The organism is uncultured Campylobacter sp. (assembly GCF_938015785.1).
Classification (GTDB): domain Bacteria; phylum Campylobacterota; class Campylobacteria; order Campylobacterales; family Campylobacteraceae; genus Campylobacter_B.
Genome location: NZ_CALLWC010000027.1, coordinates 1 through 14,532 on the forward strand (window position 1 = coordinate 1; position 14,532 = coordinate 14,532).

14 protein-coding genes and 1 pseudogene are annotated in these 14,532 nt (G+C 47.8%); 14 read left to right on the top strand and 1 reads right to left on the bottom strand.

What is annotated here, in order from left to right; translation table 11 throughout:
• Positions 1 to 316 precede the first annotated feature (316 nt).
• The 14 genes and pseudogenes from petA (at position 317) to Q0393_RS03580 (ending at position 14,226) form a co-directional block, all read left to right on the top strand.
• Positions 317 to 823 carry a ubiquinol-cytochrome c reductase iron-sulfur subunit gene (petA, locus tag Q0393_RS03520; RefSeq protein WP_177387024.1) on the top strand — a complete coding sequence of 169 codons (507 nt, stop codon included), beginning with the start codon at positions 317 to 319 and terminating at the stop codon, positions 821 to 823.
• 9 nt (positions 824 to 832) lie between these two features.
• A complete protein-coding gene (locus tag Q0393_RS03525) occupies positions 833 to 2,092 on the top strand; it encodes a cytochrome bc complex cytochrome b subunit (RefSeq protein WP_298977951.1) in 1,260 nt (419 codons plus the stop codon).
• Between the two features lie 2 nt (positions 2,093 to 2,094).
• Positions 2,095 to 3,198, top strand: coding sequence for a c-type cytochrome (locus tag Q0393_RS03530; RefSeq protein ID WP_298977952.1), 1,104 nt, complete (start codon positions 2,095 to 2,097; stop codon positions 3,196 to 3,198).
• A gap of 219 nt (positions 3,199 to 3,417) precedes the next feature.
• Complete coding sequence (locus tag Q0393_RS03535) at positions 3,418 to 5,349, top strand: FTR1 family protein (RefSeq protein ID WP_298977953.1); 1,932 nt, start codon at positions 3,418 to 3,420, stop codon at positions 5,347 to 5,349.
• A 14-nt stretch (positions 5,350 to 5,363) separates the two neighbouring features.
• The gene (locus tag Q0393_RS03540; protein ID WP_005869331.1) at positions 5,364 to 5,885 is read left to right on the top strand and encodes an iron transporter; all 522 of its coding nucleotides are present in this window, start codon (positions 5,364 to 5,366) and stop codon (positions 5,883 to 5,885) included.
• A 387-nt stretch (positions 5,886 to 6,272) separates the two neighbouring features.
• Positions 6,273 to 7,691, top strand: coding sequence for a Fe-S-containing protein (locus Q0393_RS03545; RefSeq protein ID WP_298977954.1), 1,419 nt, complete (start codon positions 6,273 to 6,275; stop codon positions 7,689 to 7,691).
• Positions 7,691 to 8,935: an ABC transporter permease gene (locus tag Q0393_RS03550; protein ID WP_298977955.1), complete on the top strand. Its 1,245-nt coding sequence runs from the start codon at positions 7,691 to 7,693 to the stop codon at positions 8,933 to 8,935. The genes Q0393_RS03545 and Q0393_RS03550 overlap by 1 nt, the downstream gene beginning before the upstream one ends.
• Positions 8,922 to 10,055, top strand: a complete 1,134-nt coding sequence (locus tag Q0393_RS03555; protein ID WP_297998098.1) for an FtsX-like permease family protein — start codon at positions 8,922 to 8,924, stop codon at positions 10,053 to 10,055. Before Q0393_RS03550 ends, Q0393_RS03555 begins: the two co-directional genes overlap by 14 nt.
• 1 nt (position 10,056) lies before the next feature.
• Positions 10,057 to 10,695: pseudogene (locus Q0393_RS03560) on the top strand (ABC transporter ATP-binding protein); the annotation flags it as partial.
• Between the two features lie 201 nt (positions 10,696 to 10,896).
• Complete coding sequence (locus Q0393_RS03565; protein ID WP_298977956.1) at positions 10,897 to 11,274, top strand: hypothetical protein; 378 nt, start codon at positions 10,897 to 10,899, stop codon at positions 11,272 to 11,274.
• Entirely contained in the window at positions 11,271 to 11,765 is a 495-nt protein-coding gene (locus Q0393_RS03570) for a TlpA disulfide reductase family protein (protein ID WP_298977958.1), read from the top strand. The genes Q0393_RS03565 and Q0393_RS03570 overlap by 4 nt, the downstream gene beginning before the upstream one ends.
• 231 nt (positions 11,766 to 11,996) lie before the next feature.
• Positions 11,997 to 12,917 carry a subtype B tannase gene (locus tag Q0393_RS10745; RefSeq protein WP_367179169.1) on the top strand — a complete coding sequence of 307 codons (921 nt, stop codon included), beginning with the start codon at positions 11,997 to 11,999 and terminating at the stop codon, positions 12,915 to 12,917.
• Entirely contained in the window at positions 12,883 to 13,569 is a 687-nt protein-coding gene (locus Q0393_RS10750; protein WP_367179170.1) for a hypothetical protein, read from the top strand. The genes Q0393_RS10745 and Q0393_RS10750 overlap by 35 nt, the downstream gene beginning before the upstream one ends.
• 450 nt (positions 13,570 to 14,019) lie before the next feature.
• The gene (locus tag Q0393_RS03580; RefSeq protein ID WP_298977960.1) at positions 14,020 to 14,226 is read left to right on the top strand and encodes a hypothetical protein; all 207 of its coding nucleotides are present in this window, start codon (positions 14,020 to 14,022) and stop codon (positions 14,224 to 14,226) included.
• Positions 14,227 to 14,231: 5 nt separating this feature from the next.
• On the opposite strand, the gene Q0393_RS03585 is transcribed toward Q0393_RS03580, so the two are convergent.
• Entirely contained in the window at positions 14,232 to 14,396 is a 165-nt protein-coding gene (locus tag Q0393_RS03585) for a hypothetical protein (protein WP_298977962.1), read from the bottom strand.
• Positions 14,397 to 14,532 lie beyond the last annotated feature (136 nt).

Here is a 14,532-nt window from a genome sequence, read left to right on the forward strand (position 1 = left end):
TTTAAAATTTAAAATCTCGCGCTTTATGAAATTTTATTTATGATGTCGAAATTTTAAAATTTTGCACGCTATTGTCGCAGCAACTTTTGCGCGACAAAATTTTAAAATTTTAAATTCCGCGCCATGATAGAACATGATAGAATTTGAAAATTTATAAAATTTTAAACTGCGAAAACGCCTCGCTAGGCATTAAAATTATCTTAAAATATAATTTAGCTTGCAAGGTTAAGCTAAATTTCTGCTTATAATCATATGGATTTAATCTTTATTTGGCTAAAATTGACGCTTGTCAATTTCTTAATTTGAAAGGATAAAGATGTCTGATCTAAAACAGGATAGACGAGGCTTTATCGGGCTTACTTTCGGCGCGGTTGCCGCTGTGGGTGGCGTTTTCGCACTCGTGGGGATGAAGAAATCGTGGGATCCGCTACCTAGCGTGCGCGCCGCCGGAGTCACTACGGTAGATTTAAGTCCGATCAAAGAGGGCGAGCTTTATCAAACGCAGTGGCGCAAAAAGCCGATTTTCGTGCTTAAAAAGACTGCCGATATGCCCAAAAATGATGCCCGCGACGTCGTCGTAGGAGATGCTAGATATACGCTTTGCATCGGGCTTTGCACGCATTTAGGCTGTATTCCTAGCTACAAGCCATCGACGCAGCAGTTCATCTGTGCATGTCACGGCGGGATTTTCGATGCTAACGGCGTAAACGTATTCGGTCCGCCGCCGCGTCCTATGGATATACCGCCCTTTAAAATCGACGGAACGAAACTCGTTTTAGGCGAAGAGGGCCCCGAATACCAAGCCCTAAAGCAGAAAGCATAGGAGGCGCAGATGGCACATATAAGAAAAGCTACGGGAGTTTGGGATTGGTTCGACCAAAGGCTCGCCGTAACGAAATTTTTCAAGGTGATGGTAAGCGAGTATTGGATTCCTAAAAATATCAGCTTCCTTTGGGCGATGGGCGTTATTTCGATGACGCTATTTATAGTTTTGTTCGTTAGTGGACTAATGCTCGTGATGTATTATAAGCCGGATGTAAATTTAGCATTTGATAGCGTAAATTTCACGATTATGAAGGAGGTCGAATACGGCTGGCTATGGCGACATATCCACGCAGTATCGGCATCGGTTGTATTTTTGATCTTATACATTCATACTTTAGTAGCTATATATTACCGCTCGTATAAGCAAGGACGAGAGATGATTTGGGTAAGCGGAATGCTGCTTTTCATCATCTTTTCGGCTGAGGCTTTTAGCGGCTATATGCTTCCATGGGGGCAAATGAGCTACTGGGCAGCGATGGTTATTACTAATCTTTTTGGTGGAATTCCAGTAGTTGGCGATGCAATAGTCGAATGGATTCGCGGCGATTATGCTGTTAGTGATCCGACGCTGACGCGATTTTTTATGCTTCACGTCTGTTTACTGCCTCTCGTGGTGGTTGCGGTGCTGGCGGTGCATTTCTATTCGCTTAGATTTCCGCATGTAAATAACCTAGACGGCGAGGAGATTGACTTTGAGCTCGAGGGTGAGAAGTATCTGCAGGGCAAAACTAGCGAAAGCAAGGTAATTCCGTTTTGGCCGGGCTTTTTGGCGAAGGATTTTTTCTACGTCAGTATCTTTATGATATTTTTCTTTTATCTGGTCGGCTTTCACTTCGATTTTGCGATGGATCCGATAAATTTCGAGCCGGCAAACAGCCTCAAAACCCCGACGCATATCTATCCGGAGTGGTACTTCCTCTGGGAATATGAAATTCTGCGCGGATTTTACTTCGACGTAGGACCGCTTAAGGCCGCCGACATCGGGCTTATCGCATTTGCATTCGCCGGAGTTTCGTTATTTTTCATACCGCTATTTGATCGCAGTAGCGTAGTAGCACCCGCGCACAAAAACAAGGCGTTTTTCATTTGGTTTTGGGTCTTAGTGATAGATATGATCCTGCTTAGCCTCTTCGGCAAGCTTCCTGCAGACGGCGCGGAGCTTGGTATCGAAAATAAATACTGGGGCTTTGCTTTATCAATCATCTATATCGGATTGCTTGTCGTAGTGCTTCCGTTAATTACAATCGCAGAAAGAAAGAGGGTCTAGCCATGAAAGAGATAAGAACCCTAATCTTGGTGCTTTTTTGTGTGGGAATTTTATACTGGTTTATTGAGCCTTATGCTCATACTAAGCTTAGTCCGCACACCGATCCGGTAAATTACGATTTTGCAGCAGGCGATACGGCTTTAGCTGCGCATAACGTAGCCGCAGCAGAAAGCGCTTTGGCCGCAGCTGAAAAGGGCGGAGATGAGACGATGATAAAAAATTCTAAAAAAGCCCTTGCCAGCGCGAAAGAGCAACAAGACAAAACGGTGCTTTTTTGGGACGAGATAAATAAAATAGATCTTAGCAAAGGCGATGCCGTGCGCGGCGCCGAAACCTTTACAAATGCAGGCTGCACCGCATGTCATGGAGTAAAAAGTGCAAATATCCCCGCCCCTATGGACGCAGCAAGCGCTAGTGCCGCATACGGCGTCAATCCTCCGGATCTTAGCAGCGCAGGCTATCTATACACCGATAAATTCTTAGCTGCACTCATCAAAAATCCGATCATGGCTCTTAAGCTAGATCAGAAATTTGGCGACGAAAAACCTTTTCCGATGCCCGGGTTTTTCGGTGCGGGCGGTGATCTAAATCAAGAGATCGCCGATATCGTAGCCTATCTAAAGTCGCTCACTCCTAGCGAGGATAAGCTAATTGCCTCTGAGGCTGCTGCTAGCGGTATCAAGCAAGGCACCGAACTAAATGAAGCGCAGAAAAAATTCCTTTTAAGCAAGGCGGTTTTTGAGGATGCTTGTCTAAGATGCCACGACGTCAAATATGATAAGCTCTTTGCATCCAGCGATAGGGCTAGCCTGGCTGCGTATATGGGCTCGACGCCTCCTGATCTTTCGATGATGATCCGTTCTAAAGGCGCCAACTATCTACACGAGTTTATCAATGATACGCAAAAGAAGCTTCCAGGCACTTCGATGCCGCGCGTAGGCTTGAACGAAAACGCTGAAGCCAAGGTCGTGGAATATCTAGCTGACGTAGGCGATAGCAAAAAAGCCGAGCGTGAAGCTACAACCATAAATATTATGATTTATTTCTTGATCCTTTCTGTTTTTGCAGGTCTTTGGAAAAGCAAAATTTGGTCGAAACTTCATTAAAATTTTAGCGGTCGGAGTAAAATCCGACTGCCATTTAAAATTCCGTCATATCCTAAATTCTATTAAATTCCATCTATCAAAAAGCTCTTGCAATTGAGAATTTAGCCGCTTTCGTGCTTTATGATAACCGCTTTTTTTATTACTTTTTAAGATTTTTCTACATATAATTGTTACTTAATTTTGAAATTTAATGTATAAATTTAACTTAAGAAGGTTCAGATGAAATTTTTTAAATTTGCGATTTTGGCTCTTATTTTTCCATTTTGCATGTTGCTGGCGCAGACCGATTATCGCGCCGAAGCGGCGGCGATTAAAGAAAAATTTGCCCAGGCGGTTAAATTTTATGTAGACGGCAATAACTCGGAGGCCAGAAAGATAACCCAAGAGGCGTATTTCGGGCATTTTGAAAATTTAGAAGCCGGCATTCGCATAAATTTAAGTCAGAAAAAATCCTACGATATGGAGAAGCAATTCGGCGATATCCGTAAAGCGATCAAAGCTGAAAAGCCTCTAAATGAGATCCAAGCAATGATCGATAATCTAAATCGCGAGATTGACGAGGTTCTGCCTGTGATTGAATCTGGTCATCGTCTCGTAGCCGAGTATCAAGACGGAGGCGATGGCAGCACTTCTGCGCCAGCCTCAGGCGGGAATTCCGCAGCATCCGGTACAACTTCGCCGTGGATGAGCGTCTATACGGAATTTAAGACTGAGCTGGATAACGCTAAAGCTGCGTTTGATAAGAAAGACGCTGCTGCGCTAAAAGCTGCGCTAAATCGCGCGAAATTTGATATCTACCGCAACGAACGCCTAGAGGAAGCGGTACGAAAATATGTCTCATCTCAGACCGATCAATCAATCCAGCAAATCATCGGAAATCTCTTGCGCGAGGATGCAGATACGGACAAATCAAAATTTGACGAAGCGATAAACGCTCTAGATAATCTAGCATTAAAAGCCGTAAATGATTTGCCGCAAGAAAGCTACTCCATAGCGCCACAGACTGCGTTAGCACAAAGCGATACTAGCGAAGATGAGGGCAAGGATTTTACGCCGATTGTGCAAAATATCAAGGATAAGATGGCTAAGGTTTTGCAGCTTTACGAGAGCGGCAAGGTTGATGATGCGATCGACGAGAGCGGTAATATCTACTTTGATGAATACGAAGAGAGCGGCATGGAGAATATCGTCGGTGCTAAAAATACTCAGCTTAAGCTAGACACCGAAGCAAGTTTTAATAAAATTTCAGCTCTTATGCGCGCGGGCGCTTCCAAAGAGCAGATTGTAGCGGCGCAAAATAAGCTATTTGATCAGCTTACCCAAAGCCTAGAGCTAACGAAGAAATCAAGCAATTGGGATCTATTCTTATACGCGTTTATCATCATCTTGCGTGAAGGATTTGAAGCGCTCATTATCGTAGCCGCAGTCATCGCTCTACTTATAAAATCAGGCAATTCAAAGCACCTAAATATCGTTTACAGCGCTCTTGGCGTCGCGGTTGTGCTAAGTATCGCTACGGCTTACGGGCTGAATTATATCTTTGGTAGCGAAAATGCAGGGCAAACGCGCGAAGTGATGGAGGGCGCGGTGATGTTAATCGCCGTGGTGCTGTTATTTTACGTGGGCTTTTGGCTTCTTTCAAATGCAAGCTCCAAAAAGTGGAGCGCCTATATCCAAGGTCAAATTTCAAGCAGCCTAAGCTCGGGCGATAGCAAGATGCTTTGGTGGACGGTGTTTTTAGCGGTTTATCGCGAGGGTGCAGAGACTGTGCTATTTTATCTGGCACTACTTTTCGATGCTAAAAGTCCGGCAGCCACCAGCATGGTAGCAGCAGGCTTCGTAGCGGGTCTGGCGGCTCTTATCATAGTTTATATCGTCATCAAAAAATTCTCGCTTAAAATCGCTATCAAGCCGTTCTTCATCGCTACATCGGTCATTATCTTTTATATGTCCGTCGTATTTGTGGGCAAGGGCGTGATGGAGCTAGTCGAGGGCAAGGTATTTGTGCCTACCGTAATAGATGGGCTTCCAACGATTACGTGGATCGGATTTTATCCTTACGTCCAGAGCCTCGTGCCGCAGGCGGTGATGATCGTGCTTCTAATCGCAGGAATTTTAATCTTAAAAAACAAGCAAAGAAACAAATCTTAATAAGGAGAGAAAAGATGAAAAAGATTTTTTCAGGTATGTTGGCGCTAAGCCTAGCCTCTGTTATAGCAATGGCGGGAGAGCATCCAATCGGAGAGCCTATCGAGCAAAATGGAATGGAGATCGCCGCAGTTTATCTTCAGCCTATCGATATGGAGCCTAAAGGCATCGATCTAGCTCCTAGCAAAGCGGACATCCACCTTGAGGCGGATATCCACGCTATCAAAGGCAACGCAAACGGATTTGGCGAGGGCGAGTGGATCCCTTACCTAAAGATCGCTTACGTGCTTAAAAACCTAGATACCGGCAAGATTCAAAAGGGAAATTTCATGCCGATGGTAGCTAGCGACGGCCCTCACTACGGCGCCAATATCAAGATGGTAAACGGTGTAGGCAACTACGAGCTAACCTACAACATCGAAAATCCAAGCGCCAACGGATTCGGTCGCCACGCAGACAAAGCGACCGGCGTAGGCAAATGGTGGGAGCCGTTCTCAGTTAAATATACCTTCCAATACACAGGCGCTCCTAAAGAGTAAATCGTAGCAGGCTCCGCCGAGTCCGTTTTGGCGGAGCTCTAGCGGTATTGGGTTTAGCCGCACGCTTTAAATTTAAGGCGGTTACTTTAGCCCGTTTAAATTTGCCACTACGCCGCAGCCAAAGCGCATCGTTTTTGCTTTAATGCGTTTAAGCTTACGAATCTTTTTAGCTGCGGCAAAATTTTAAAATTTAGCGCACCGCAAGGACGAGATAAAACCAAAGCAATAGCGAGGCGAAATTTTTCTTTGCGGGCGGCTCTTGACGCTGCAAATTTTTTGCAAGCGGATTTGAAATTTTAAAATTTACAAAATGGCGTAGGTTTTAAAATTTTAAAATTTAAGCAATTATAGGCGATTTACGCGCATTAGGCTCGATGAGGATTTTTGATGACGATATTTTTTTATCACGTTAGCTTGGCTCTGTTTCCGCTTGCATTTTTAAGCGCGTATCTGGGCGGCAGGCGCTTTATCAGCGCATCGTTTTTGCCCGCGCTTTTGGGAGCTGCATTCGGGGCGCTGTGCTTTAGCGCATTTGCGCGCTCGGCAAACGCCGATACAGGCAAGATTATATTTGACGCGCTCGCGCTCTTGGCGCTGTTAGCGCTACTGTTTGCGTTTAGGCTTAAGCGATTCTATCTTACCGCTGCAGTTATTTTTGCTCTTGGCTGCGCGTATGGATTTGAATACCGCTTCATAGGGATGAATTTTAAAATTTTCTCCGGCGAGCTACTGGACAGCTTCAGCCTAACCAACCTCTTCATGGCGGTTTTAGGTGCGCTGGCGCTCATTTTATTCTATTTTATTTATCGCTCAGCTCTAGCGCGCGCGAGCAGAGGCGCAAAGCTAGTGTCTTTCGCTCTTGCCTGGGTGTTTGCTTTTATCGCTAAAATCGGCTTTTTAGGTCTTGATCTGCGCCAGGCAGACGCGCCCAAAGCTCTAGCTGCGAAGGGTTTTGAAGGGCTTTCAAACGCGATCGGCTCGTCTGAGTTTCTAAGCGTCATCGCTAAAATCATCCATTACAACAACTCCTATCTGACGCTAGCCCTTTGCCTTATAGCCGCGCTAATTGCGCTACTTACGGCATTTCGTGCGCCAGGTCGAGTGCCTCGCGAAGCGGACATTATAAAATTTAGAGAGGTTAAGGCGGGCAGATTCGCCATTTTTAGAGATTTTAGCCTGATCTTATCGCTTGGGGTTTTAATCAGCTTTTTGGGGCTTTATTATATCTTGGTCGCTTCAAAACCGCCTACGATCGATGAGCCTAAGATCATCGAGCCGCAAGGCGCGGAATTCATAATCGATGCAAGCATCGTAAAGGACGGCAAGCTGCACCGCTTTGCCTACGTCACCGACGACGGGCATAAGGTCAGGTTTTTTCTACTAAACCGCTTCACGGACAAATTTGCCCCGGTCGCGGTTTTTGACGCGTGCTCGATCTGCGGCGATATGGGCTATATCAAAAAAGGCGACGAGCTCATCTGCATCGCTTGCAACGTGCGTATCTTTTTACCAAGCGTCGGCAAGCTGGGCGGCTGCAATCCGATCCCGCTGGATTATAAGCTAGAGGGGCAAAATATCGTCATCGCGCTTAAGACGATCGAGGACGGCGCGTCCTATTTCTCGGAGATCGTGGATAAAAAGGTAATCGATCCGGTCAGTAGAAAAGAAATTTTAAACACCTCTAAATTTAGCTATCTTTACTACGGACGCACCTACTTTTTTGAAAGCGAAGCGAATGCAAACGCCTTCACCGCGCACCCCGAGCGCTATGTAGATGAAAACGGCACGCTAAAGGAGCTTAAATAATGTTTTTACGCATCATCAAATCCTCCATTTTAAACTCCAGGGATAGCAAAATTTTAGCGTTTTTGACGATATTTTTATCGGTCTCACTGATCGCTTGCATGCTAAATATCACGCTAAAAATCGGCGATCAGGTCGCTAAGGAGCTACGCAGCTACGGCTCAAATATCGTCGTGCTGCCGCGTTCGCAAAGCCTAAGCATCGAGATCGGCGGGCGAGAATACTCTCCGCTTAAGAACGACGATTTCTTAAAAGAGAGCGAGCTACATAAGATCAAAGAAATTTTTTGGCGCAACAATATCACCGCCTTTGCGCCTTTTTTAACTACCCGCGCAGGAGATTACGACGTCGTGGGAACCTACTTTGAAAAGGACGTGGGCGTTAGCGACGAGCCTGATTTCAGATCGGGCGTGCGCTCGCTCTATCCATTTTGGAGCGTAGAGGGGCAGTGGGTAAAAGACGGCGCCGAGAATGAGGTGCTCGCAGGAGACGGGCTTGGACTAAAGATCGGCGATACGGTTAAGCTTGGAGATTATGAGGCTAAAGTCGTTGGGATTTTGCACGGCGCGGAGGATGAAGCTAAAAAGCTGATCGCAAATTTATCGCTAGTGCAAAAACTAACGCACAAAGAGGGCCTCATCGCCAAAGCCGAAGTTAGCGCCATGACGATCCCAGAAGACGATCTGTCCGTAAAGGCAAGAAGGAGTCTCGATAACCTGGACGCCACAGAATACGATACTTGGTATTGCTCGGCATACGTTAGCTCCATCGCATATCAGATCACCGAGGAGTATCCAAATGCAACTGCTAAGGCGGTACTTAGCGTCAGCGAAGCTCAAAGCGGTATCACGAAAAAAATTCAAAATTTAATGGGCGTCGTAAGCATCTTGTCACTGCTGATTTCAAGCATCTGCATCACGAGCCTGCTAAGCAGCGAAATTTACAAACGTAAAAAGGAGATCGGCCTGCTTAAGGCGCTGGGAGCAAGTAACTTTATGATCTATATCCAGTTCGCCGCCGAAATTTTCGTCATCTGCATACTTAGCTCGCTCGTGGGCGCAGTCGTGGGCTATGCGCTTAGCTGGGCGATCGCGTATCAAATTTTCGGCTCATTCATCGGCGTGTCGCTGATGGTCTTTCCGCTTAGCATCGTCTTTGGACTCCTTATTTGCATTATCGGCTCGATCTTACCGCTACGCGGAGTGATCAAGCTACTGCCTGCGGAGGTGCTTTATGGTAGGAAATAACGGCGCATTTTTTAGAGGCGCGATCTTTAAAAGTATCATCAACAGCGGCATTCGCAGCTTCGTGATTTTTGTCGCGATAATGCTAGGCAGCGCAGTTTGTGCGGCGTTCGTAAATATCTACGCCGACATCGATAAAAAGGTCGCCAGCGAGTTAAACAGCTACGGCGCAAATTTAATCGTAAGCCCCGCAAATTTAGAAAATTCCCATATGGACGAAGCGGCACTCGATGCAAAATTTGCCAAAATTCCAGCTCTAAAAAGCGCGAATAAATACCTTTTCGGTAGCGCAAATTTAGGCGTAAACTCAGGCATCATCATGGGAGTAAATTTCTCCTCTCTGCGCGATACGATGCCGTTTTTGGATCTCAAAGAGGGCTCGTTTATCGGCGTGGATTTCGACGATAAAAACGCCCTCATCGGGCAGGATCTCGCCAAACTTTTGGGCGCGAAGCTCGGCGACAGTATCGAGATTACGCCGATCGGCTCAAACGAAACGAGCAAGGTAAAGATAAAAGGCATCGTCTATGACGGGCAGAAAGAGGACGGCATGCTGCTAATCTCGCTGCCGCTGGCGCAAAAAATTTTAAATCAGCCTGCGCAGGTAAATTACGCCGAAGCGATCGTAAGCGGCGATTTTAAGCAGCTTAGCGAAATTTCAAAGAGCCTGAGCGACGCGCAGATGAGCTTCGCGCCGATCGGCAAGGTATCCAAGACCCAGGGCATCATCTTAAACAAAATCAAGCTTTTGATGCTTCTTATCGGCATTACGATCCTTCTGATCACCTCGGTCTGCATCAACACGAGCCTTAGCTCGATCCTGCTTTCGCGCATCAAAGAGTTTGCGCTCATCCGCGCAATCGGCGCGAGCAAACAAAATTTGCTCCACCTAATCCTGAGCGAAATTTTAACAGTCTGCGTCGCAGGCTCGCTAGTGGGGGTATTCGTGGGATACCTGCTCGCGATCTTGCTGGGGCATCTGATATTTTCAAGCAGCGTGGATTTCAGGCTGATTAGCCTCTTTGCGGCGGTTGCGCTGAGCCTGATTTTTGCGCTCGCGGCAAGCTACTATCCGATCAAAAAGGCGCTGAATCCGAATTTAGCGAATCTATTAAGGGAATGACATGGAAATTTTAAAATTTGAAGGCATCTGCAAATACTTCGGCGAGGTCAAGGCGCTCGACAATATCAGCTTCGACGTTTTAAGCGGCGAGTGGGTCAGCATAATGGGTCCAAGCGGCAGCGGCAAGAGCACACTCGTAAATATCCTAAGCCTGATGGACACCCCCACCGCGGGCAGATATATCCTAGGCGGAGCCGACGCGAGTGCGCTAAACGACGAGCAAATTTTAGAATTTCGCCGCAAAAAGATCGGCCTCGTGTTTCAGCAGTTTCACCTAATCCCCTACCTAACGGCCGTCGAAAACGTCATGTTAAATCAATACTACCACAGCTGCGTGGACGAGGACAGCGCCAAGGCAGCACTTGAGAAAGTAGGGCTCGGACACCGCATCACGCACCGCCCTAGCGAGCTTAGCGGCGGCGAGCAGCAGCGCGTCTGCATCGCGCGCGCACTCATCAATGATCCCGACATCATCATCGCGGATGAACCTACGGGCAACCTCGATGAGGCCAACGAGCGCGTGGTTTTGCAGCTCTTTCAAACGCTTCGCAGCGAGGGCAAGACGCTGCTTTTGGTCACGCACAACGAAGAGCTCGGTAAATTCGCCGACAAAGTGGTACGCCTAAGACACGGCAAGCTCGATCGAATAGAACTTTTGGATCAAAGCACGATGAAGCATAATCTCGGCTCGCAGGATAAAATTTCAGATTGCTATTTAAGCCAAAGCGCTTCGCAAAGCTCTAGCGGCGAAGATCGGGGCGCTAAAAATTTAAGCGGCGAAAATCAAGGTACTAAAAATTCGGACGCGCAGAATTCCGGTGCGTAAAATTTAGCTCACATGATGAAAAATAAAGCTGCGTTAAAATTTAAAAATTTCACCGCCTGCGCGCACTCTTCTTGGATCCGCACAAAGCTCGCGCGAGCAGGCGCGGCTCTTGGCTGCGCGCGTCCCGCCGAAGCTATTTGCCTCGAAAGATCAAGCGCCGATGCGAAGCCGAGCGGAGTGGGTAAAAATTTTAAAAGTCTAAATTTTAAAAGCCGAAACACTACGGGCGCAGATTTCGACGCGGATCGCGACATACGCCTCAGCGCGTATCGAGACATAAATTTCAACGCATACCACGATATAAATTCCGGCAGAGATCGCGCCGCAAATTTTAAAATTTCAAACGCAAATTTAAAGGCCGATTTAGCGCGCCCGAAGGCGAGTTTTAGATGATAAAATTTTTAAATTTAAAAGTTGCCGCCGCCGTGTTCGCGCTGCTGCTCGCAGGCTGCGACGGATGGAAGCACCATCTAAGCAGCGACGGCACCTCGCTAGCCTCCAAGTTCGACCCCTCCGAGCGCACGCTAAAGATCGAGGGCAACGATAAACCGTTCGTGCTGTTTTTCTATACCAGCGGCTGCGGCGCGTGCAAAGCCCAAGTACCCGCGCTAAACGAGCTGCAAGCTAGCGGCGATGCGCTGATTATCGGCATTCTAGGCGATGGTAAAGGTTTGGAAGCCGACGCCGCGGTCGCTCGCGAAAAGGGGATAAAATTCCCAAGCGTCAGCGGCGCAAACTCCGTAAAATACTTTGAAACCATCGTAGGCGGCATTTTCGGCACCCCTACGTCGGTGATCTACGATAAAAACGGCAAAGCGGTCAAAAAACTCATCGGCCTCTACCCCAAATCCGCCTTCGAAACGCAGCTCAAGCTTATAAATTAACGAGCAGAATTTGATGCAGCTAGCTTTTGCGGCGGCGGATTGCAAATACCCACTAAAATTAACACTTCGAGTTTAAAATTTCTTTCAACTTGCAGATGCCTTTGCATTTAAATTTCAAAATTTAGGCGCGCAGCGGATTTAAGTATTCGCCGAGTTTTGCTAAAATTAGCTTTGTCATTAAGCTGCTTAAAGGACTAAAAGCGGCAATATTAAAACAGAAAGGATACTTCAATGAGTAAGAAATCCCTTGCCTTAGGCGCTGTCGCGATACTTTGCGGCGCGCTAAGCCTAAATGCCGAGGCCGCGGCGCAGAGCGCGCAAATAGATCTGAAATTTAACGCCGCAAATTTTACGCAAGAAAGCGTGATCGTAGGCGGCAAAAAGATAAAATTTCGCGCCTACAAAAACATAATCTACGTCGCAAAACCCGTAAGCGCGCGCTATCAGAGCATGAATATCTTCATCCCGCAGCAGTATTTTGAGGGGCGCAAGAGCGGTAAATTTGACGCCGCGAGCGCGCCGATATTTTTGCCAAACGGCGTGGGCGGCTACATGCCGGGCGAAGCGGGCGAGGTCAAAATAGACGAAAGCGGCAAACCAAACGCGATCGCTACGGCGCTTTCGCGCGGTTACGTCGTAGCCGCTCCCGCAGCGCGCGGACGCACGTTAAAGGACGCAAACGGCGATTATATCGGCAAGGCGCCCGCGGCGATCGTAGATCTAAAAGCAGCCGTGCGGTATCTGAAATTTAACGATGCGGCGATGCCGGGGGATGCGAACAAGATCATCTCAAACGGCACGAGCGCAGGCGGAGCGCTCTCGGCGCTTTTAGGAGCGAGCGGGGACGAGACCGCGTACGAGCCGTATCTGCAAGAGCTGGGCGCTGCGAAGGCGAGCGATAAAATTTACGCGGCGTCGCTATACTGCCCGATCACAAATCTAAAGCACGCGGACGCGGCGTATGAGTGGATGTTCGGCGCGCAGAGCGAATATGAAAAGATGGATTTTAGCGGGCTTGATGCAGCGGGATTTAACGAGCGCGGCGAAAATTCTAGCGGCACTGAAAAAAATTCTAAAAAAAGGCGCGGATCAAAGCGCCGCAAAGCCCGCGCGCAAGATGCTAAGCGGGAAGCTAAGCGCGGCGCAGATTAAAATTTCAGACGAGCTAAAGGCGCAATTCCCAGCCTATCTGAACTCGCTAAACTTAAAGGACGGGGGCGGCCGCCCGCTAAGCCTGGATAAAAACGGCGACGGCAGCTTCAAAGATTACATAAACGGACTCATATCGGCTTCGTTTGCTGATTTTGCGGCGAAAAATCCGCGCGCGAAGGCGCCCCTATACCTCGCTGCAAAGATCAAGGACGACGCATCGCAATCGCATATGCTCTTTTGGGGCTACGCGACCTCTGAACCGCGTGCCAAGACCCCGCCCGCATTCGACGGCTTCGCGCTTGAAAATCCCGAAAACGAGCTGTTTGGCGGCGCCAAATTTAACGCAGCGCATTTTACGGATTTTGGCGCGATGAATGACCCCGCCAAAGGGGTGCTAATCGCAGATGCGCGGATCGTGGAGATGATGGATGCGATGAGCTTCGTACGCAACGAAAACGGCGCGAAGCATTACCGCATCCGACACGGCGCGAGCGATCGCGATACCGCGCTTGCGATCCCTGCTATTTTGGCGCTTAGCTTGCAAAACGCAGGTAAGAACGTCGATTTTGCGGTGCCTTGGGGACAAGGACACGCCGGCGATTACGATCTTGAGGAGCTTTTTAACTGGATCGACAAAGTAGTCGCGCAGTAAATTTAACGGGCGAAATTTTACTTTGGATTTAGAATTTTGCCCGTAGCTCTGCCGTAAAATTTTATCGCCCAAACACTCTCTAGCGGATACGCCGCGCGGCGTAAAATTCCGCTGCAAAATTCTATCGCGTAAAAATTTTAGCGCCGCCGCAAAGCGCGCAACGGCTTGAAATTTTGCGGCCAGCATTCAAAAAAATTTCATAGAATTTTATCGCGGCAAAACGGCGCGAATTAAAATTTTAGCGGCTGCGATGATTTATGGCGTGGAGTTTTAGCGCGATCTACGCCAAAACTTCGGCACAATCAAATTCTGCGGGCTAAATTTTAAATTTAAAAGCCGAAGTATGCAATAAAATTTCGCGGCGTTTATACTATCCGATCACAGCTCTTTGGGCGCGCAGTATCGCGTAATGGGCGCACATTCGGCGCGCGGACGATAAAATCCACAAAAATGAACGCAGAAAACCCAAACAAGCGCGGCAAGCAGGCTAAATTTAAAGGCGTGCATTCGCGATTTTCTGCGGATCCAAACCCGCTCTTGCTATCCATTCGGCCTGCTTCAATAATCCACTGGCACTCAAAAAGCGCCGTTTGGGGTCTGTATCTTTGCGACGTGTATAAATTTCATAATTTAACGGCGCTTTTAAGCACCGCTTAGCCCTATTAAAGACCAACGCACGCCGCGGCAGCATCGTTTCCTAAAACCGAGTGTGCTAGCATCTTTGCGGCGGCAGCGCAACTCGGCGCTAAATTTAACTCTAGCTCTCCTTGCGCCGCCTCTCTAGCTAGACGTGCGGCAGCACCGTTTGCTACAACGTCTAAACTCAAGCCCTTCCCTCGCCGCGCCACAAAAGAGCCTTTAAAATTTTAACGCCCTAGCCTTTCGCGATCTCATAAAAACCGTCTCTGAAAACGACCTTACCCGCATCCACAAGACGCTTTAAAAGCTGCGCGCTTGCTTCGT